Origin of the sequence: Spirillospora sp. CA-108201, from assembly GCF_050936235.1 — a bacterium.
Lineage (GTDB): Bacteria > Actinomycetota > Actinomycetes > Streptosporangiales > Streptosporangiaceae > Spirillospora.
In genome coordinates, this window is sequence record NZ_JBNJNE010000001.1 from 2,414,304 (window position 1) to 2,433,461 (window position 19,158).

Consider the following 19,158-nt stretch of genomic DNA (forward strand, 5'->3'; position numbering starts at 1 on the left):
GCCTGTGGGCGACGACTCCCCAGCCGGAAGGCGCTCCCCCATGCCCTCCATTGCCGAGAGCAGCCTCGTCAGCCTGGACTTCTGGGCGAAGCCACAGGGCGAACGCGACGAACTCTTCGCCTCCCTCCGGGCGACGGATGGGCCGGTCTTCTGCCCCGTGCCGGACGAACCGGGGTTCTACGCGATCACCCGCTACGAGGAGGTCGCCGAGGCCAGCCGCAACCCCGGGGTGTTCAGCTCGCAGCCCACCGCGGTCAGCCTGGTCGATCCGCCCCCTCAGGTCGCCCCCTACAGCGGCTCCATGATCAGCATCGACGATCCCCGGCACGCCCGGCTCCGGCGGATCGTCTCCCGATCTTTCACGCCGCGCCTCGTCCAGCGGGTCACGGGAGACGTCGCCGTCCTGGCCCGCCGCATCGTGGACGACTTGGCCGAGCGCGGCCCGTGCGACTTCGTCGAGCACGTCGCCATGCCGATGCCCCTGCAGATCATCTGCTCGATGATGGGCATCCCCGAATCCGCGTACGACGACGTCATCGACGCCACGAACGTCATCATCGCCATCGGCGACCCCGACTACGTCAGCCCGGACGGAGCCGACAGGACGACGGTCCTCACCGAGAAGTTCTCCCTCCTGCACGCGCTCATGACCGACCTCGGCCGGCTGCGCCGCGAGAACCCCGCCGACGACCTCGTCAGCGCGCTGACGCATGCGAACGTCGACGGGGAGGCCCTCGACGACCTCGACCTGGGCCGCTTCTTCTCGCTGCTGGTGGTGGCGGGGAACGAGACGACGCGCAACGCGCTGTCGCACGCCCTGTGCCTGCTCACCGACAACCCCGGGCAGCGGGACGTCCTGCTGGCGGACCTGGACGTCCGCCTTCCGGCCGCCGTCGAGGAGATCGTCCGCCACGCGACCCCGGTGACCTGGATGCGCCGCACGCTGACCCGCGACCACGAACTGGGCGGACACGTCTACCGCGGCGGCGACCGGATGATCCTCTACTACAACTCGGCGAACAGGGACGAGAGCGTCTTCAAGGACCCGCACGCGTTCGACGTCATGCGCTCGCCCAACCCGCACTTCGGCTTCGGCGCCCCCGGACCGCACTTCTGCCTCGGCGCGCACCTCGCCCGCCGCGAGATCACGGTGCTGCTCCGCGAGCTCTACACGCGGCTGCCCACCCTCCACGCCACGGCGCCGCCCGTCCGCCAGCGGACGAGCTTCATCAACGCGATCAAGTCCGTGACCTGCGCGTTCTGACTCCCGCCGGGAAAGCCCCCACCAGCCGCTCCGCGACGCGGACAGGCGTTATCCACAGAAGCTCGTTCTCACCGACCCGCCCGCCGGCCTCCTCGAAGCTGGACCTCACACGCCGGTCCAACGGCCACGAGGAGGCTGCAATGCGCGTCACCATCACGGTCCCCGAAGAGACGACCGCCGATTTCGTCGTCGCGACCGACAGGAACCCCGGCGATCTGTCGCCGGCGATTCTCCGGAGGTTCTCCGGCTCCTTCGCGGCGGCGGTGTCGGAACGGCTCGGCTCCCCCCGCCTCTCGATCGCCTGCCACTCCGCCGCGAACTCGCCGTGGGACCTCTCCCGCGTCGCCGCACCTGACGACGACGACACCGACCGGCTTCGCCAGGCCACGCAGCACATCGGCATCACCTCGATCCTGCCGGCCGGTGATCTCCCGTTAGGGCCGCATCTCGCCCGCGCCGCGGCGAAGGCGATCGCCGAATCGGTCTGCGGCGTGCTCGTGGACCCGGCATCGAGCCAGATCCTGCCCGTCGTGCCGTTCGGAAGATTCGACGAGTTCGCCCTCGCCGACGACTGGCTCGGCGCCGCCCTGCCGCCCTACAGGAACTCCGGCCGCTGCACCGCCGACGAGGACGACATCGACGGCTGCGCCTGCGTCTACCTCACGACCCGGGGGCTGTGCCGGTTCGGCCTGCCCGAACTGCAGATCACCGGCGTCGCCTGCCCGCACGACCTGGCGGCGCTCAACGTCCTGCGCACCACGGCCCAGCGGCTGCTGCCGCTCGGCAGGCATCCCGGAGAGCACACCCTGCCTGCGGAGTTGCTGCTGACGAGCGCCGACTTCTCCGCTTTCTGGGGCAATCGCGACCCCATGTGGGACGACGGCCCTCTCGCGGTCCGCCTCACCGAAGTGACGCCTCACCGGCTGGCCGTGCACCCGCCCGCGGACTTCCCAGGGGCACCGAACGAATGGCTGTGGGACGAGCTCCCGCCCATCATGCATGAACTCCTCAGCTGCGAACCGGACCGCGCCGTGGCGAGCCATCCGAGTGGCTAACGTCGTCGGGCATGGAGAACGAGCAGGCGCCGGGATCGCTCGCGAGGGCGCTGGCGGATGTGGCGGCAGAACGTGAAGCCCAAGACCGCAGGTGGGGCGTCCAGGAGTTCCCGGACGGCACCGGCCCAGGTTTCACCGCACGCGCAGAGGAGGCGAAGCAGACATGCGCCACAGCATGGTCGCGCGGCGAGCTGACGTGGCGTCACATCCTCACCGAGGAGTTCCATGAGGCTCTGGCCGAATCCGACCCGCGAAACCTCCGTAACGAGCTGGTCCAGACGGCGGCGGTCGCCCTCAAGTGGGTCCAGTCCCTGGACCGGCGTCACGGCGGGACCGTGCACCGGACCGGGGACGAACGCCGATCGGAGAAGCTCGTCCGCGACCGGATACCCGAGATCATCCGGGATGCGGGCCGGGCCCCGGAGACCCGGACCGCGACTGGCGAGGAGCATCCGGCACTGCTGCGCAACAAGCTCTACGAGGAGGCCGGCGAGTACGTCGCCACCAACGATCCCGCGGAACTCGCCGACCTTCTGGAGGTACTCCACGCCCTCGCCGCCCTGCACGGCCTCACACCCGAACAACTGGAAGAGCAACGTGCTGCCAAGGCGGCAGAACGCGGAGCCTTCTCCAAGCGCTTCGTCCTCCGCCTCCCCCATTGACCCCGCTGCCCCGAGCGGTCGTAGGCCACGGCACCGCCGACCGGGTTCAGAAGCACTTCATCGCAGCCCGCACCCGCAGGAACCACAACCGCCTCAAGCCCAGCCCACCGGAGACACCAGCAGATCCGCCAGGACGGGACGGCTGACCCCGATCGGACCGGCGCTCCTGGGTCAGGCGTTGGGTGGAAGGGAGGTGCCGGGGCCGCGACGGCGGACCGTCACCAGATCGGCTCGGGCGGGTGCGGGCGTCCCCGGTGGACGGGCGTTGCCTTCGCCGCCGACGTGTTCTGGCTCCGGTGCGTGATTGGGCACGGGGGCCTTCGGCCGCCTCCGGTGTTCGGGCAGCGTGGTGGTGGCAGTGCCCTCGACCTCGAAGCCCGCGTCAGTGATCATGTCGAGGTCGGCCTTGCCGGCCTGCCCCTCGCTGGTCAGGTAGTCGCCCAGGAAGATCGAGTTGACCACGTGCAGCGCGAGCGGCTGCAACGTTCGCAGATGGATCTCCCGCCCCCCGGCGAGCCGCACCTCCACGTCCGGGCAGACGAAGCGCACCATCGCCAGGATTCGCAGGCAGCGCTGCGGGGTGAGGGCCCACTTCCCGGCCATCGGCGTCCCCTCGAACGGGATCAGGAAGTTCACCGGGACCGAGTCCACGTCCAGGTCGCGCAGCGCGAAGACCACGTCCACCAGGTCCGTGTCGCTCTCCCCCATGCCCGCGATCAACCCGGAGCAGGCCGACAGGCCCGCCGCCTTGGTCTGCCGAACGGTGTCGACCCGGTCGCCGAACTCGTGCGTGGTGCAGATGTCCGCATACGAGGCTTCGGCGGTGTTCAGGTTGTGGTTGTAGGCGTGGACACCGGCCTCTCTCAGCCGTCCGGCCTGCGCGCCGGACAGCAGCCCGAGGCAGGCGCAGATCTCCACGTCCTCGTCGCGGTCCCTGATCGCCGAGATGACGCCGGCGACCCGCTCCACGTCCCGGTCGGTCGGGCCGCGCCCGCTGGCCACCAGGCACACGCGCTTGGCGCCGCCCGCCACGCCGGCACCGGCCGCCTCGGCCGCCTCGCCGGGCTTCAGCCAGGTGTAGGTCAGGACGCCCGTCTTCGATCCCAGCCGCTGCGAGCAGTACGAGCAGTCCTCAGGGCAGAGTCCCGACTTCAGGTTGACCAGGTAGTTCAGCTTGACCCGGCGCCCGAACCAGTGCCGGCGCACCTTGCCGGCGGCGGCCACCACGTCGAGCAGTGCGTCATCGGAGGTCTCCAGCACCGCGAGCGCCTCGTCCCGCGACAGCGGCTCCCGGCGCATCCCCTTGCCGACCAAAGTCTCCAGCAGCTCCATGGCGCAGATCCTCGCCGCCTGCGAACCCCCCGCCAAGGCGCGCACCGCACAAGAAGATCGATCAAGATCTGTCGCTAACGGGAGGTGGCGGAGGCGAGCCCGATCACCCCACCCGGTAGGGCACCGCCAACGCCCCACGGACCACGCCACCACGCAGCGCCATCACCCTGCGGAGGGTCCGCTTTGAGAGCAGGAGTGCCGGGTCCGGCCACCCCGCCCGTGTGGAGTGCCATCAGCGCGGCGCGGTTTGTGAGCCCGCTCGCCACGTCTCGCCGAGCGCCACCACGTGGTGAAGCCTCACTATCGCGCGGCGCCACCACCCGTGGAGCGTCGTTCGCAGAGCAGAGGTGGTCAGCCCGCTCGCCACGTCTCGTGGAGCGCCATCATCACCTCATGGAGCACCACCATCGCGCGGCGCCTTCCCCGCGCCGGGGCGCTTGCAAAGAGCGGGGTGGTGGGGTCGCTCATCATGGCCCTTGGAGCTTCTTCATCGGCCCGCTACGCGTCGCCCGTAGAGAGCAGAGGTGATGCCTCGCGGGGCGTCTTTGACGCCTGGCGAGGGCTCACCATCGGGCGTTGCCGTGGCCCCGTTGGTGCGGGTTGGGCTTGGCGGGTCAGGGCCAGACCTGGTGGAGGGTCCAGGGGCCAGGGGTGTGGGGGGCGAAGACCTCGGCGATCGCTGGGCCGTCGGGGGTCGCCACCTGGAGGCGGTAGAACCTGGCCTGGCCTGGGGCCTGCCATTCCTCCAGGACTCGGCGCACGTGGTAGTGGCCGCGGGGGCCGGTGATCTGGGAGGGGCGGCCCGTGGGCGTGGTCTCCGCCGAGACCGGTTCATCGATCAGCACGGAACGAGAAGCTATACCGAACACACGTTCGAAGCGAACGGAACACGCCGTCTCGGTCCCGGCTTCCAGCCGCACCGGGCTGTGAGCTCGGGTCTCGCGGGAAGGGAATTGTCCGCGGGGCTGGCTAGTGTCGCTGGCGCCGCACTAGGGAGGGCGACACATGGCGACCTACACACTCATCCCGGGCGCGGGCGGGCAGGCCTGGTTCTGGCATCGGCTGGCGCCGGAGCTGCAAGCGCGAGGACACGACGTCGTAGCCGTCGAGCTTCCGGCCGGAGATGACTCCGCGGGCCTGTCGGAGTACGCCGACACGGTCGTCGGGGCGATCGGCGACCGCCGGGACCTCATCCTGGTCGCGCAGTCGATGGGCGGCTTCACAGCGCCTCTCGTCTGCGAGCGGCTGCCGGTCGGCCTGCTGGTGCTGCTCAATGCCATGGTCCCGTCGCCAGGTGAGACCGGCGGTGACTGGTGGGCGAACACCGGGCAGGCGAAGGCGATGGCCGACCAGGCGGTCCGCGAGGGCCGGACGCCGTCGGCGGAGTTCGATGTCGAGGAGTGCTTCTTCCACGACGTGCCGGACGATGTGACGGCCGTGGCGCTGTCGCAGGAGCCCGCGCAGTCGTCCACCCCGTTCGCGGAGCCGTGGCCGCTCCACGAGTGGCCCACCACGCCGACGGTGTTCCTGCAGGCGCGGGACGACCGCCTCTTTCCGCTGGAGTTCCAGCGGCGGGTGGTGGGCGAGCGGCTGGGGATCGCCGTGGACGAGATGCCCGGCGGGCATCTCGTCGCGCTGAGCCGGCCGCGGGAGCTCGCCGATCGCCTGGAGGCGTATCGCGCGCGATGATGCGGTCTGCCCTTATTCGGGACGCGTCTCCGGGGCTTGCCCGGGGGGGTGCTCTGGCTGGGGTCCGTGGCCCCCGACCCGGGTGTGGCGGGTGGTGGACCCGGGCCGTTATGGGTTCTGCTCCGCGGTCGTCGGCTCCTGGGACGCGCCGAGGCGGGCGACCAGAGCAGGCATGAGGGGGTAGGGGCGTTCCCTGGGGAGCAGATCTCTGGCTTGGGGTGTCCGGCCGGCCTTGCGCAGTCCCTGGATCTTGCGGACCAGCGGGGTGATGTCCTCGATGCCGAGGATCCAGTCATCGACGTAGCGGTCCACGATGTGGCGGCTGAGGCCTATCTGGATGCTGCGCCCTTCGAGTTTCCGGCCGCGGAGGGAGCGCTCGGGGTCCCATTGGACGTGCACGACCGACTCCGCGAACCGGCGGCGCCAGTCCTCGGAGCTCGGGAAGACGCGGCGGTCGGGATCGGTCGGCACGGCCAGTCCGAGCGCCTCCTCCCAGCCCGCGCGGCTGATCCGGACGGCGAGGATCGTCTCCTGGCCGGGTTTGCGCGCCCAGTCGCTGCGGGCCATGAGCCAGAGGAACGACGGTTTGATCCAGGTCATGCGGTTCCGGGAGAACGGCGGGACGAACGTGCCGCGGCTCGCGGCGGGGACGCCGATCTCGGGTGCGTACGCCTGGTAGACGGTGATCGAGTCGCGGTCGTACCGGGCACGGATCTCGCGGGTGCGCATGATCTGGCCAGCGTGGCGCGGGGCGCGCCGCGGCTCAAGGGGTTTTCCGGCGGCGGTGGGCCTTCTGGCGGCAGGCGGGCCCGCAGAAGCGGGCGGGGCGGCCCGTCGGCGCCGCGTCGAGCGGCTTCCCGCACACCGCGCAGCGTCTTTCGTTACGCTCCCCGGACACTGTTTCGTCGTCTTTCGTTACGAGACGGAGCGCGTCGCACGCCAGGGCCGTCATGCGTCCGGGACTGCCCTCGGGGCGCTGCCGGCGTTCCATCATCATGGCCCCGACCATCAGGGAGCGGACGTCGCGGACGTCCACGTCCGGGCGGACCGCGCCGGCGGCCTGCGCGCGCCGCAGCAGCGCGTCGAGAGCCGCCGTGAACTGCTCGTCCATGCCGCAGGAGTCGAGCGTTCGCAGGTCCGCGGCCAGCGCGTCGCACAGGGCGTGGTTGAACATCGCGCGCTCCACGACCCACATGAGGAAGCCGTAGAAGGCCTCCCCCGGCTCCTCCGCGTGGACGAGGGCCTGCGCTTCGTCCACGATGCGCTCGATGCGGTCCGTGACGACCGCCCGGAACAGGGCCTCCTTGGTCGGGAAGTGGCGGTACACGGTCCCGGCTCCGACGCCCGCCCGGCGGGCGATGTCGTCGAGCGGGACGAGGCGGCCGTCCGCCGCGAACGCCTCGAACGCGGCCTCGAGGACCCGTTCGTGGTTCCGGCGCGCGTCGGCGCGCTGGGGTCGTCCGCTCACCCGGCGCCCCCTTCCTCGGTTGACAAGCGGGGCGGACGTTCCGGTAACGTCCTAAGCGGGTTGCTCGTTCCGATTATAGGAGGACCGATGACGGCGGTGAACGAGGCGCGTGCCGGGCTCGGCAGGATCGGCGTCGGGCTCGTGACGCCCATCGCGCCGGCCGGCGAATGGCGGAGCGCGGCGCGGCGCGTGGAGCGGGCGGGCTACGGGGCGATCTGGGTGAACGAGGCCATCGGCGGCCGGGAGGTGTTCACGCAGCTGAGCGTGATGCTCGCCGCGACGGAGCGGATCGTCCTCGGCTCGGCGATCGCGAACCTGTGGGCGCGCCATCCGGCCGCCATGCAGGGCGCCGCGTCGGTCCTGGCCGACGCCTACCCCGGAAGGCTCGCGCTCGGCGTGGGCGTCAGCATGGGGGCGATCGTGGAACAGAGCGGGCAGGAGTGGACCAGCCCGCTGAACCGGATGCGCGAGTACCTCGACGGCATGGACGCGGCCGTCGGCGCGGCACCGGCGCCCGAGAAGCCCTTCCCGCGGCTGCTGGCGGCCCTCGGACCGAAGATGCAGGAGCTGGCCCGGGACCGCGCGGACGGAGCACTCCCCGCAGCGATGCCCGTCGAGCACACCAGGCAGGCCCGAGAGAGGCTCGGCGACGACAAGCTCCTCGTCGTCATGCAGACCGCCATCCTCGAGACGGACCCGGTGAAGGCGCGCGCACTCGCGAGGGGCACCCAGATGCTGGAGCTTCCGGGCTCCCCCTACGTCCGCTCGCTCAAGGCGCTCGGCTACGAGGACGACGCGGTCTCCGGCGGCGGCTCCGACGAGGTCATCGACGCCTGCTTCAACTGGGGCGACGAGGACGCCATCGCCAAACGGATCCAGGAGCACCTCGACGCGGGAGCCGACCACGTCTGCGTCACGGTGTTCACCCCCGATCTGGCCTCGGCCGCCGACCAGTTCGAGCACCTGGCCCCGGCCCTGCTCTGAACACCCACGCGCCCCCGGCGACTCCCATGCGTCCGGCCGCGGCGTCTGGCGCGGGATCGACATCCCCGCAGGCCCGGCGGTGGACCGCGGCTCGGCAGGGCCCGAAGCGGGGTCGGACGTTCCAGGGTGCCTCAGGTGGATGACCGCCGCTCCGGCCCGCGCCCGGTCAGCGGGGTCGGACGAGGCCGGTCTCGTAGGCGGCGATGACCAGTTGGGCGCGGTCGCGGGCGTGGAGTTTGGCGAGCAGGTGGCCGATGTGGGTCTTCACGGTGGCGGGGCTCAGGTGGAGGTGCTCGGCGAGTTCGGTGTTGGACAGGCCGCGGGCGATGAGGGTCAGGACCTCCCGCTCGCGGTCGGTGAGGGCGTCCAGCCCGGTCGGCGGGGGCTGCGCGGGGCCGGGGCGGCGGACGAACTCGGCGATCAGCCGCCGGGTCACCGACGGGGCCAGCAGCGACTCGCCGGACGCGACGACGCGGATCGCCGACAGCAGGTCGGCGGGCGGGGTGTCCTTCAGCAGGAAGCCGCTCGCCCCGGCCCGCAGCGCCGAGTAGACGTAGGTGTCCAGGTCGAAGGTCGTGAGGATCAGGACCCGGACGTCCGGGATGCCCGCGCAGATGCGCTGGGTCGCCTCGATGCCGTCCATCTCGGGCATGCGGACGTCCATGAGGACGACGTCGGGGCGTTCCCGGGCGGCCAGCTCGACGGCCTCGGCCCCGGTGCCGGCCTCGCCGACGGTGCGCAGGCCGGGCGCGGTGTCGATCAGGACGCGGAAGCTGCCGCGCAGCAGGGCCTGGTCGTCGGCGACGAGGACGCTCAGATCCAACGGGGTTCCTAGGAGTCGTACGGGAAGGCGGCGGACACGCCGAAGCCGCCTTCGGGGCGCGGGCCGGCGGTGAAGTCGCCGCCGTACATCATGACGCGTTCGCGCATGCCGATGAGACCGTGCCCGTCGCCGCCCGGCAGGACGCGCGTTCCGGGCCCGTCGTCGGTGACGTCGATGCGCACCCGCAGCCCGTCGGCGCGGACGCGGACGCGGCAGCGCGCGGGGGCCGCGTGCTTGACGACGTTGGTGACCGCCTCCTGGACGATGCGGTAGGCGGAGAGCGCGACGCCCTCGGGGAGGTCTCCGCTCTCGACGTCCAGGTCGACGTGGACGCCGGCCATGGCGGCGCGTTCGGCGAGGCCGGCCAGGTCGGCGAGGCCCGGGGACGGGGTGAGGTCGGCGTCGGCGGCGCCGGTGCGCAGGACGCCGAGGAGGTGGCGCATCTCGGCGAGCGTGCCGCGGCTGGTGGTCTCGATGACGCGGAGGGCGTCGAGGGCCTCCTCGGGCCGGGCCTCGGCGACGTGGACGGCGACGCCGGCCTTGACGGCGATGAGGCTCATGCTGTGCGCGACGACGTCGTGGAGCTCGCGGGCGATGCGGAGCCGCTCGCCGGAGACGGCCTGGTCGGCGAGGCGGCGGGCGTCGTGCGCGGCGTGGGCGCGGCGTTCGCGGACGACGCGGCCGAGCGTCCAGGACGCGCCGAGGACGGAGGCGCCGAGCAGCAGCCTGCCGAGGAGCTCGGCCTGCGCGCCGACGGGGCCGGCGACGGCGCCGGCGAAGATGAACACGGCGCTGACGACGCCGATGAGCAGGGTGGGGACCCAGCGGCGGCGGCGCCGGGTGAGCGCGACCTGGTAGAGGGCGAACCCCGCGGCGGCGTAGGTGTCCCAGGGCAGCCCGAGCAGCAGCGTGGCGGTCGAGGCGGACAGGACGGCGGCGAAGACCGGGACGGGCCACAGGCGCCGCACCGCGAGGGGCAGGGCCGCCGCGGCGACGAGCGGGACGAGGAGGAGCGGCGAGGCGTCGGTGCCCGCGGGCAGCACCAGCAGCACGAGGGCGTAGAGGAGCGCGGCCCCGGCGTCGAGGCCGATGAGGCCGCGCCGGCCGAGCCGCGGGAGCGGGGAGCGCAGCTCGGATTCGTCCACGTCACGAACGGTAGCGGCACCGCCGGCGCCCGCGCCTCATGCCGGAGGCCGTCATACCGGGGGTGGAGGCGGCGGGACGGGCTCGGAGCACGGTCGCACGCGCGGTCCCCGCCCGCGATCCGATGTGCCCGGGGGCGGTCGCGTACGACGCTCGACGACATGATCGAGGTACGCGAACTGACCAAGCGCTACGGCGGGACGACCGCGGTGGACCGCCTGTCCTTCACGGTGAGGCCGGGGGCGGTGACCGGGTTCCTCGGCCCGAACGGGGCCGGCAAGTCGACGACGATGCGGATCGTGCTGGGCCTGGACCGCCCCGCGTCCGGTGAGGCGCTGGTCAACGGGGGGCGGTACACGGCGCTGAAGCGGCCGATGCGCGAGGTGGGGGCCCTGCTGGACGCGGGGGCGGTGCAGGGCGGGCGCCGGGCGTTCGACCATCTGGGCTGGCTTGCGCGCAGCAACGGGATCGGGACGCGGCGGGTGACGGAGGTCCTGGAGCAGGTGGGGCTCGCCGGGGTCGCGCGCAAGCGGATCGCCGGGTTCTCGCTCGGAATGCGGCAGCGGCTCGGGATCGCGGCGGCGCTCCTCGGCGATCCGGGGGTGCTGATGTTCGACGAGCCGGTGAACGGCCTGGACCCCGACGGCGTCCGCTGGATCCGCGAGCTGATGCGGGCGCTCGCCGCCGAGGGCCGGACCGTCCTGGTCTCCAGCCATCTGATGAGCGAGATGGAGCTGACCGCCGACCGGCTGGTCGTCATCGGGCGCGGGCGGCTGATCGCGGACACGTCGGTGCGGGAGCTGGCGGAGCGGTTCCGCCGCGGGGTGCTGGTCCGCTCGCCGCGTCCGGCGGAGCTGACCGCCGTGCTCGCCGCGGCGGGGGGCCTCGTCGAGGCCGTCCCGGCGGGGGCCCTCACGGTCACCGGGCTGGACGTGGCGGCCATCGGCGACACGGCCGCCGCGCACGGGATCCCGCTGCACGAGGTGACGCCGCACAGCGCCTCCCTGGAGGAGGCCTACATGGAGCTGACCGCGGGGAGCACCGAGTTCGGGGCGGTGGCGCCGTGATCGACGCGCTCGCCGCGGAGTGGTACAAGCTCCGGACCATCCGCTCGACCTTCGCCGTCCTCGGGACGGTCGCGGCGTTCATGCTGCTCTGCGTCCTGTGGTCCTGGTACGTGACCCGCTACTGGGACGGTCTGCCGGCCGCGAAGAAGGCGACGGCGCAGGCCGCCCCGGCGGAGCAGCCCCTGGCCGTGGCCTTGCCGGTGTGCGCGGTGGTGCTGGGGGCGCTGACGGTCACCTCGGAGTACGCGCACGGCATGGTCCGGACGACGCTGGCCGTGCTGCCGGTCCGCCCGGCCTTGTACGCGGCCAAGGGCAGCGTCGCGGCCGCGACGATGCTCGCCGCGTCCTTGGCGGCGCTCGCCGCCGGAACCGCCGCCGGGAACGCGGTCGTGGGCGACCGTCCCGTGGCCGCGTTCCAGGGGTCGGCGGCGGACGTCGCGGTCCACCTGCTGTGGCTCGGCCTGACGACGGCGGCGATCACGCTCATCGCCTTCGGGCTGGGCGCGGCCCTCCGCTCCACGGCAGCGACGATCACGGTGGGCATGGCCGTGCTGTTCGTGGCGCCCGGCCTCGCGCAGCTGCTGCCGTCGCCGTGGGACGAGCGGATCTCGTCGGCGCTTCCCGGCAGCCTGTCCAACCAGATCGCGGGCCCGCCGGGCTCGTCGACCGACCACGGCGTGCTGGCGGCGCCCGCCGCGATCGCACTGCTGGTGACGTACACGGCGGTCGTGCTCGGGGCCGGCGCCTTCGCGTTCACGCGGAGGGACGCGTGATCGGCCCCGCGGTCGCCGCCGAGTGGCGCAAGCTGCGCTCGGTCCGCTCGACGTACGGGGTGCTGGCGGTCACGGCGGCCTTCACCGGGTTCACCCTGCTTCTGGCGATCCAGATGGCGCATGTCTGGGACGGGCTTTCCACCGACCGCCGTGACGAGTTCCTGCTGCGCCCGCTGCAGGAGCTCAGCACGTGGGTGGCGTCGCTGTGCCTCGCGGTGCTCGGCGCGCTGTCCGTCACGTCCGAGTACCGCTCGGGGATGATCCGCGCGACCCTCACCGTGCTCCCGCGGCGCCGCGCGCTGCTGGCGGCCAAGGCGGTGGTGGTCGGGACGGCCGCCCTGGTCGCCGGGGAGGCCGCCACGGTCGGCTCGTTCCTCGGCACCCGGCTCGTCATCGGCGACCGCCCGTTCCCGGACCAGCACGCGTCCATCGCCCACGACCTGCCCGGCTTCCTGGTCGAGGGGACGGCGGTGCCGGTCTTCGCGCTGCTCGGCCTGTCGCTCGGGGTGCTGCTGCGTTCCACGGCGGGGACGCTCGTGTCGGTGGTGTTCCTGTGGCACGTCCTGCCGCTGCTCGTCTTCCACCTGCCGCGACCGTGGAGCGAGCGCGTCGGCTCGGTCATGCCCGGCGGACTGCCCGCCCAGATTGCGGGGCTCGGCGCGGACAACTCCATCTACGGCGATCTGCTGTCACCCGGCGCGGCGACGGCCCTGCTGCTCGCGTACGCGCTCGTGCCGCTCGGGTCGGCCGCGCTCGTTCTCGCCAGGCGTGACGCCTGAGGCCCCGGAACCATCGACGGCGGCGTCCCCGTGCGGGGCGCCGCCGTCAGTTTCGCGGGCTCGTCCTCGGTGGGGCTCAGCCGGTCCGCAGGGAGCTCGTCTTGATCGCCAGGCGTTCACGGAGCATGTCGACGGCCTCGTCGATGCGGGGCGCGGCCGCCTGCGCGCGCACGCGCCGGCCGTCGATCTCGGCGACGGCCTGGGCCAGGGCGGGGCGCGGCAGTGACCGGTCCGCCACCACGCTCAGCGTGACTCGGACGCACGAGACGTCGCGGACTCCGGCCAGCGCGCCGCGGACGGCCCGCTCGGCCGCCGCGCGCTCGTGCGCCGAGACGTCGCCCGAGGTCAGGAATCGGATCTCCGGTCGCTCACGGGTCGCGTTCATGTGTTCCCCCAGATGCGCGGGTGTGGTCGCCTGTGCGTGCCGGCGGCCGCGGCCGCCGCTCTCCAGTGACAACGCCGCGGGCGCCCAGGATCGCGCCCGCGCGCGACGAGAGCTTCGTCACCCGGCCGCACCGACCGCGCGGTTCATACCGCTGGGAATGTTCGCCGAATAAGTGGTCAGGGACATTCACGAGGTCCGCAACGGGCCGCGAAATGGCCTGTCAGGATTGGCCGCTCGCATTGCGGGGAGAGCCATCGGCAATTCGCGTCCGAACACCCTCGGCACAGGTACCGGTAAAATGACCACCGAGGCCGACTCCGATGCAACGACACTGCAACGTTCCGCAGCCGCACCGCCACCGACAGCACTGGTCACGGGACTCCGCAGCGGCTTCGCGCACGTCAACCGCCGTTCGGGCGCACACGGACCGCAAGGCGGTATTCCTACTTCCCAAAAACGCTCGCGCATCCTCTAACATAGGGCGGTGCCGTTCCGCCCACGAGCAGACCCGTCGACTGGCTGGTGACCCCTTGCCCCAGGATTCAGCTGCCCCTACACCTCCGTCCGAAGGTGATCCGGCCGGACGGCTGATCGATTATCCGCGCCGCGGCGGGCCCACTGTCCTGCGCATTCTCCTCGGCGCGCAACTGCGGCGGCTGCGCGAGTCGCGCGGCATCTCCACCGAGCAGGCGGGCTACGAGATCCGCGGTTCGCACTCCAAGATCAGCCGGATGGAGCTGGGCAGGGTCGGCTTCAAGGAGCGCGACGTCGCCGATCTGCTCACCCTGTACGGCGTCTCCGACCCCGCGGAACGGGCCCCGCTGCTGTCGCTCGCGAAAGAGGCCAACACTCCCGGTTGGTGGCACCGGTACGGCGACATCCTGCCGAGCTGGTTCGAGGTGTACCTGGGGCTGGAGGAGGCCGCCTCCCTGCTGCGCACCTACGAGTTGCAGTTCGTGCCCGGGCTCCTGCAGACCGAGGACTACGCGCGCGCCGTCGTCCGGCTCGGGTACTCCGACGCCAGCGACGAGGAGGTCGAGCGCCGCGTCCAGATCCGCACCACCCGGCAGGAGCGGTTCACCTCCCCCGAGGCGCCGACCCTGTGGGCCGTGCTGGACGAGGCGGTCGTGCGCCGCCCCCTCGGCGGCCGCGAGGTGATGCGCGAGCAGATCCGGCACCTGATCGAGGTGTCCGAGCTGCCCAACGTCACGCTGCAGATCGTGCCGTTCGGCGCGGGAGGGCACGCCGCCGCGGGAGGCCCGTTCACCATCCTGCGGTTCGCCGAGCCCGGCCTCTCCGACGTCGTCTACCTGGAGCAGCTCACCAGCGCGCTCTACCTCGACAAGCCGACCGACGTCGACACCTACATGCGGGCGATGAACAACCTCTGCATCACCGCCGAGCGCCCCGACGAGACGTCGCGCTACCTCACCCGGATCCTGAGCGAGCTGTGACCCGCGCGCCTCAGGGCGCGCCGCCGTCCAGGACGCGCTGGTCCCTGCTGCGGCTTCCGCCGCGGAACTCCGCGATGACCTCGCCGCCGGGGACGCGCCGCACCGTGACGTCGTAGACGCCGCTCCGCCCGTACCGGGTGCGTTCGACCGCGGTCGCCTCCAGGACGTCCCCGCCGCGCGCGCTCGCGACGAACACCACGTCGGCCGACGCCGCGACCGTCACGGAGTCGTAGGTGTTGCACGCGTAGGCGAACGCCGAGTCGGCGAGCAGGAACAGGTAGCCGCCGTGGGCGATCCCGTGCCCGTTCACCATGGCGTCGGCCACCGTCATCCGCAGCCGCGCCCGCCCCGGCGCGATCTCGGTGATCCGCATGCCGAGGTCCTGCGCCACCCTGTCGCGCGCGTACATCGTCTCGGCGCACCGCCGTGCCAGCTCCGCCGCATCATCCACCACGCCAGGGTAGTGATCCCCGGAAGGACGGCCCCGGCCCGCGGGTCACAGGAGGGCGTCCTCACGACCATGGCGACAAGAGGAGAAGAGCATGCTGTACGGCAAGGAACACGTCGATCGCTACCGGGAGACCGACGGCGCGGAGGGACACGACTGGCAGGGCACCGTCACCCTCCTGCTCACCACCACGGGGCGGCGCAGCGGCAAGGAGCGCACGACCCCGCTCATCTACCAGACCGAGGGCGCCGCCTACCTCGTCGTGGCGTCCAAGGGCGGGGCGGACGACCCGCCGCTCTGGTACCTCAACCTGCAGGACAACCCCGAGGTGAAGGTGCAGGTGAAGGGCGACAAGTTCGTCGCGCGGGCCCGCACGGCGAGGCCCGACGAGAAGCCCGGCCTCTGGCGGAAGATGGCCGCCACCTGGCCGGCCTACGACGAGTACCAGGAGAAGACGGACCGCGACATTCCCGTCGTCGTCCTCGAACGCGCCTGAGGCCCGGGACCGCGCGGTTCACTTTCGCGCCGCGGCCCGGACGTGTAGCGTCGGCGTAGAACACCCATTCGACCGCCGTCCGTCCGAAGCAGCCGAGGTGCCGAGGTGCCGACGTCCGAGAGTGCTGACGCCAGAGACAGGGGCGGCGCCGAACACCGGGCCGACGCCGAACACCGGGCCGACGACGGCGGGCCCGGCGCCGAGCCTCCGCCGCGGCTGCTGAAGCGCTGGGAGATCGGCGCGGCGGCCGCCGCGGCCACCGGTCCGGGCCACCGGAGCTGGCGCGTCGACGCGGCGGGCGGAGCGTTCTTCCTCAGGGAGCACGCCGCCGCCGACCGGCGCCGCCTGCTGTTCCAGCACCGCGTCACGACCGCGCTCGACGCGGCGGGGCTCCCGGTGCTCGCGCCCGTGCCGGCGCGCGGCGGACGCACGCTGGTCACCGCCGCCGGCCGCGGATACGTCCTGTACCCGTGGGTCGGCGGCCGCGGCCGCGGCGGGCTGGAGCTGACGTTCGCCCAGTGCGGGGCCCTCGGCGAGCTGCTCGGACGGCTGCACGCCGCGCTCGACGAGCTCACGCCGCCCGTCCAGCAGAGCTTGCTCGTGCCGGCGCCGCGCGCCGCCGGCGCGGCCGCCGCCGTCGAGGCGATGCTGCGCGACGTCCCGGACGGCGGGGACGGCACCGACTTCGACGCGCTGACGGCGCGCCGCCTCCGGGAGCGCCGCGACCTGCTGACCGAGTTCGCCGGGCACCAGCCGCCCGACATCGAGGTGAGCACGGTCGGGCACCTGCACGGCTCCTTCCACGCAGAGCACCTGCGCTACGGCGGGTCGGGCAACGTCACCGCCGTACTCGGCTGGGGCGGCCTCACCACGGGCCCGGTCGCCGGGGAGGTCGTGCGCGCGGCGGCGCGGCTGTTCGCCTGCGAGGACGAGCGCGGCCTCGACCTCGACCGCGTGCAGGCGTTCGTGCGCGGGCACCGCTCCGCCTTCCCGCTGGACGCCGGGCAGATCCAGGCGGCCGTGCACCGCGAATGGTGGGAGCGGCTCTGCGACGTCGCGCCGCTGCGGCACCGCTACCTGGGCGAGGACGGCGCGGGCGAGCGCGGCCCCGCCACGCTCGTCGGCTGGTGGTCGGCCCAGCTCGACCGCACGCTCGACGCGTTCGCCGTGCCGTACACCGCCGGGTACGCCGACGCGCACGGCGACAGCCCCGCCTACGGCTGACCGAGCCGGCCCGCCGCCGATGCGGCGGCGCGGCGACGCATTCCCGCCTCCGTACGGGTAGGGACCCCTCCGGATGCGCATCGGGCCGCGATGTGCGAGTGTTGTGCCCGAACTGTTTTGTATCGAGCAGTCCAAAAGGAGGCAGGATGACTCAGGTCGCAGTGCTCGGCACCGGGATCATGGGTGCCGCGATGGCCCGCAACCTGCTGGGGAGCGGCCACGGAGTCGCCGTCTGGAACCGCACGGCCGCCCGCGCGGAGCCGCTCGCCGCCGACGGCGCCGCCGTCGCGGCCACCCCCGCCGAGGCCGTCCGGGACGCCGGCGTCGTCATCACCATGCTGAACGACGCCGAGACGGCCCTGGCGGTGATGAAGGACGCCGCGCCCGCGCTGCGCGCAGGGCAGGTCTGGGCGCAGACGGGGACGGTCGGCGTCGGGGACGTGCCCGCGCTGGCCCGGTTCGCCGCCGACCACGGGCTGACGTTCGTCGACTCCCCCGTCCAGGGCACCAGGCAGCCGGCCGAGCAGGGCGAACTCGTCGTCCTCGCCGCCGGGCCGCAGGACGCGCGCACGGCCCTGGAGCCGGTCTTCGGAGCGATCGGCGGCAGGACGGTGTGGCTGGACGAGGACGGCGCGAGCGGCGCGGGCACCCGGCTGAAGCTGGCCGCCGTGAGCTACGCCATCTCGCTGACCTCGGTCGTCGCCGAGTCGGTCGCGCTGGTGAAGGGGTTCGGGCTCGACCCGTCGCTGCTCGGCGAGGTCCTCACCGGCGGCCCCCTCGACAGCCCCTACCTGCGGGCCAAGATGAAGGCGATGCTCGACGGCGACTTCGAGCCGAGCTTCGCCGTCCGCAACGCGGAGAAGAACACCCGGCTCATCCACGACTCCGCCGAGGCCGCGGGCGTCCGCGTCGACGTGAACGACGCGGCCGGCGAGCGGTTCCGGCGCGCCATCGAGCTGGGGCACGGCGACGAGGACATGGCCGCCACCTACCGCGCCGGCTTCGCGGACTGACCCGGGCCGGGTCGGACTCCTCCGGGCCCACCCGCCGGGCGCGGCAGTGCGCCCGGCGGGCGGCGCCGGGGCCAGGATGGTGGCATGGACGTACTGAGCAGCCGCATCCTGCTTCGCCCCGCCGATCCGGCGCGCACCCAGCGCTTCTACCGCGACGTGCTGGGCCTCGCCGTCTCCCGGGAGTTCGGCCCGGCCGACTCCCCCGGCGTGGTGTTCTTCCTCGGGCCGGGCCTCCTGGAGGTGTCGGGGCACGGCGCAGGCGAGACCGGGTCGTCGCCGATGCTCTGGCTCCAGGTCCGCGACGTCCGGGCCGAGCACGAACGGCTCGCGGCCGCCGGCGCCCGCGTCGTGCGGGAGCCGCGGGAGGAGCCGTGGGGACTGGTCGAGATGTGGATCGAGGACCCCGACGGCGTCAAGATCGTTATTGTGGAGGTGCCGGAGGGGCATCCCCTCCGGCGCGACCCGCGCTCCTGACCCGGCGGTGACGATGACCGGCGACTACTGGAACCACAACACGCACTACCACGGCGTCGTGCTGCGCAACGTGCCGCGCGGATGCGGTGAGGCGCTGGACGTCGGCTGCGGGGACGGCCTGCTGGTGCGCCGCCTCGCGCCCCGCGCGGCGCATGTCACCGGGCTCGACCGGTCGCCGGAGATGGTCGCCGAGGCGGCGGAGTCGAGCCGGGGCGCCGGCAACGTCGACTTCGTCGAGGCGGGCCTGCTCGAATACGACCTGCCGGAGGACTTCTACGACTTCGTCTGCAGCGTCGCGGCCATCCACCACATGGACTTCGTCAAGGGCCTGACGGCGATGCGCGGCGCCGTCAGGCCCGGCGGCACCCTGGTGGTCGTCGGGCTGGCGAACAACAAGGGTCTCCGCGACCGGGCGCACGCGGCGGCGGGCCTCCCGGCGCACTACTTCCACCGCCTCCGCAACCGGCGGCGGGCGGGCGACCCCCGCGCGCCGGTCATGGACCCCGAGATGACCTGGGCCGAGGTGCGGGACGAGGCCCTGCGGCTGCTGCCCGGCGCCGTGTTCCGCAAGCACCTCCTGTGGCGCTACTCCCTCGTGTGGCGCAAGCCGCGCTGACCCCTCCCG

22 protein-coding genes are annotated in these 19,158 nt (G+C 72.9%); 14 read left to right on the top strand and 8 right to left on the bottom strand.

Translation table 11 applies throughout. The annotated features are described in order from the left end of the window. The first annotated feature begins 40 nt into the window (after positions 1-40). From ACQEU6_RS11780 to ACQEU6_RS11790, 3 genes are all read left to right on the top strand, one after another. Entirely contained in the window at positions 41-1,264 is a 1,224-nt protein-coding gene (locus ACQEU6_RS11780) for a cytochrome P450 (protein ID WP_499331413.1), read from the top strand. 140 nt (positions 1,265-1,404) lie between these two features. Next, the gene (locus ACQEU6_RS11785; RefSeq protein WP_499331415.1) at positions 1,405-2,319 is read left to right on the top strand and encodes a hypothetical protein; all 915 of its coding nucleotides are present in this window, start codon (positions 1,405-1,407) and stop codon (positions 2,317-2,319) included. 11 nt (positions 2,320-2,330) lie between these two features. Next, a complete protein-coding gene (locus tag ACQEU6_RS11790) occupies positions 2,331-2,981 on the top strand; it encodes a hypothetical protein (RefSeq protein WP_499331417.1) in 651 nt (216 codons plus the stop codon). A 171-nt stretch (positions 2,982-3,152) separates the two neighbouring features. Here the strand turns inward: ACQEU6_RS11790 and bioB are convergent, their stop codons facing one another. Both bioB and ACQEU6_RS11800 read right to left on the bottom strand, forming a co-directional pair. Further along, positions 3,153-4,313 carry a biotin synthase BioB gene (gene bioB, locus ACQEU6_RS11795; protein ID WP_499331418.1) on the bottom strand — a complete coding sequence of 387 codons (1,161 nt, stop codon included), beginning with the start codon at positions 4,311-4,313 and terminating at the stop codon, positions 3,153-3,155. A gap of 614 nt (positions 4,314-4,927) precedes the next feature. Continuing rightward, positions 4,928-5,158: a hypothetical protein gene (locus tag ACQEU6_RS11800; protein WP_499331420.1), complete on the bottom strand. Its 231-nt coding sequence runs from the start codon at positions 5,156-5,158 to the stop codon at positions 4,928-4,930. Positions 5,159-5,318: 160 nt separating this feature from the next. On the opposite strand from ACQEU6_RS11800, the gene ACQEU6_RS11805 reads away from it, so the two are divergent. Next, on the top strand, positions 5,319-6,002 hold the full coding sequence (locus ACQEU6_RS11805) for an alpha/beta fold hydrolase (RefSeq protein ID WP_499331421.1): 684 nt from the start codon (positions 5,319-5,321) through the stop codon (positions 6,000-6,002). 108 nt (positions 6,003-6,110) lie between these two features. Here the strand turns inward: ACQEU6_RS11805 and ACQEU6_RS11810 are convergent, their stop codons facing one another. Both ACQEU6_RS11810 and ACQEU6_RS11815 read right to left on the bottom strand, forming a co-directional pair. Beyond that, positions 6,111-6,731 (bottom strand): DUF4291 domain-containing protein, encoded by a 621-nt coding sequence (locus ACQEU6_RS11810; protein ID WP_499331423.1) that lies wholly within the window; start codon positions 6,729-6,731, stop codon positions 6,111-6,113. A 34-nt stretch (positions 6,732-6,765) separates the two neighbouring features. After that, entirely contained in the window at positions 6,766-7,470 is a 705-nt protein-coding gene (locus tag ACQEU6_RS11815; RefSeq protein ID WP_499331424.1) for a TetR/AcrR family transcriptional regulator, read from the bottom strand. An 87-nt stretch (positions 7,471-7,557) separates the two neighbouring features. Between ACQEU6_RS11815 and ACQEU6_RS11820 the strand changes: the two genes are divergently transcribed. Then, on the top strand, positions 7,558-8,454 hold the full coding sequence (locus ACQEU6_RS11820; RefSeq protein ID WP_499331425.1) for a TIGR03620 family F420-dependent LLM class oxidoreductase: 897 nt from the start codon (positions 7,558-7,560) through the stop codon (positions 8,452-8,454). A gap of 166 nt (positions 8,455-8,620) precedes the next feature. Here ACQEU6_RS11820 and ACQEU6_RS11825 read toward each other — a convergent pair whose 3' ends face one another. Both ACQEU6_RS11825 and ACQEU6_RS11830 read right to left on the bottom strand, forming a co-directional pair. After that, complete coding sequence (locus tag ACQEU6_RS11825; protein WP_499331427.1) at positions 8,621-9,277, bottom strand: response regulator; 657 nt, start codon at positions 9,275-9,277, stop codon at positions 8,621-8,623. A gap of 8 nt (positions 9,278-9,285) precedes the next feature. Continuing rightward, positions 9,286-10,422 (bottom strand): sensor histidine kinase, encoded by a 1,137-nt coding sequence (locus ACQEU6_RS11830; RefSeq protein ID WP_499331429.1) that lies wholly within the window; start codon positions 10,420-10,422, stop codon positions 9,286-9,288. A 159-nt stretch (positions 10,423-10,581) separates the two neighbouring features. Between ACQEU6_RS11830 and ACQEU6_RS11835 the strand changes: the two genes are divergently transcribed. From ACQEU6_RS11835 to ACQEU6_RS11845, 3 genes are read left to right on the top strand one after another with little or no spacing between them, the layout of a single operon-like run. Next, positions 10,582-11,487, top strand: a complete 906-nt coding sequence (locus tag ACQEU6_RS11835; protein ID WP_499331430.1) for an ATP-binding cassette domain-containing protein — start codon at positions 10,582-10,584, stop codon at positions 11,485-11,487. Beyond that, positions 11,484-12,260: an ABC transporter permease gene (locus tag ACQEU6_RS11840; RefSeq protein WP_499331431.1), complete on the top strand. Its 777-nt coding sequence runs from the start codon at positions 11,484-11,486 to the stop codon at positions 12,258-12,260. Before ACQEU6_RS11835 ends, ACQEU6_RS11840 begins: the two co-directional genes overlap by 4 nt. Continuing rightward, positions 12,257-13,039, top strand: coding sequence for an ABC transporter permease (locus tag ACQEU6_RS11845; RefSeq protein ID WP_499331433.1), 783 nt, complete (start codon positions 12,257-12,259; stop codon positions 13,037-13,039). The genes ACQEU6_RS11840 and ACQEU6_RS11845 overlap by 4 nt, the downstream gene beginning before the upstream one ends. Positions 13,040-13,115: 76 nt before the next feature. On the opposite strand, the gene ACQEU6_RS11850 is transcribed toward ACQEU6_RS11845, so the two are convergent. Next, on the bottom strand, positions 13,116-13,424 hold the full coding sequence (locus tag ACQEU6_RS11850) for a hypothetical protein (protein ID WP_499331434.1): 309 nt from the start codon (positions 13,422-13,424) through the stop codon (positions 13,116-13,118). A gap of 587 nt (positions 13,425-14,011) precedes the next feature. Between ACQEU6_RS11850 and ACQEU6_RS11855 the strand changes: the two genes are divergently transcribed. Continuing rightward, a complete protein-coding gene (locus tag ACQEU6_RS11855) occupies positions 14,012-14,878 on the top strand; it encodes a Sco1979 family transcriptional regulator (RefSeq protein ID WP_499340149.1) in 867 nt (288 codons plus the stop codon). Between the two features lie 10 nt (positions 14,879-14,888). Here the strand turns inward: ACQEU6_RS11855 and paaI are convergent, their stop codons facing one another. Continuing rightward, a complete protein-coding gene (gene paaI / locus ACQEU6_RS11860; protein WP_499331435.1) occupies positions 14,889-15,329 on the bottom strand; it encodes a hydroxyphenylacetyl-CoA thioesterase PaaI in 441 nt (146 codons plus the stop codon). Positions 15,330-15,420: 91 nt separating this feature from the next. On the opposite strand from paaI, the gene ACQEU6_RS11865 reads away from it, so the two are divergent. The 5 genes from ACQEU6_RS11865 (at position 15,421) to ACQEU6_RS11885 (ending at position 19,149) form a co-directional block, all read left to right on the top strand. After that, complete coding sequence (locus tag ACQEU6_RS11865) at positions 15,421-15,822, top strand: nitroreductase family deazaflavin-dependent oxidoreductase (protein ID WP_499331437.1); 402 nt, start codon at positions 15,421-15,423, stop codon at positions 15,820-15,822. A gap of 105 nt (positions 15,823-15,927) precedes the next feature. Further along, the gene (locus tag ACQEU6_RS11870; protein ID WP_499331439.1) at positions 15,928-17,046 is read left to right on the top strand and encodes a phosphotransferase enzyme family protein; all 1,119 of its coding nucleotides are present in this window, start codon (positions 15,928-15,930) and stop codon (positions 17,044-17,046) included. Between the two features lie 146 nt (positions 17,047-17,192). Then, on the top strand, positions 17,193-18,059 hold the full coding sequence (locus tag ACQEU6_RS11875) for an NAD(P)-dependent oxidoreductase (RefSeq protein ID WP_499331440.1): 867 nt from the start codon (positions 17,193-17,195) through the stop codon (positions 18,057-18,059). 84 nt (positions 18,060-18,143) lie between these two features. Then, positions 18,144-18,533: a VOC family protein gene (locus ACQEU6_RS11880; RefSeq protein ID WP_499331441.1), complete on the top strand. Its 390-nt coding sequence runs from the start codon at positions 18,144-18,146 to the stop codon at positions 18,531-18,533. Positions 18,534-18,546: 13 nt separating this feature from the next. Next, on the top strand, positions 18,547-19,149 hold the full coding sequence (locus ACQEU6_RS11885) for a class I SAM-dependent methyltransferase (protein ID WP_499331442.1): 603 nt from the start codon (positions 18,547-18,549) through the stop codon (positions 19,147-19,149). Positions 19,150-19,158: the final 9 nt, after the last annotated feature.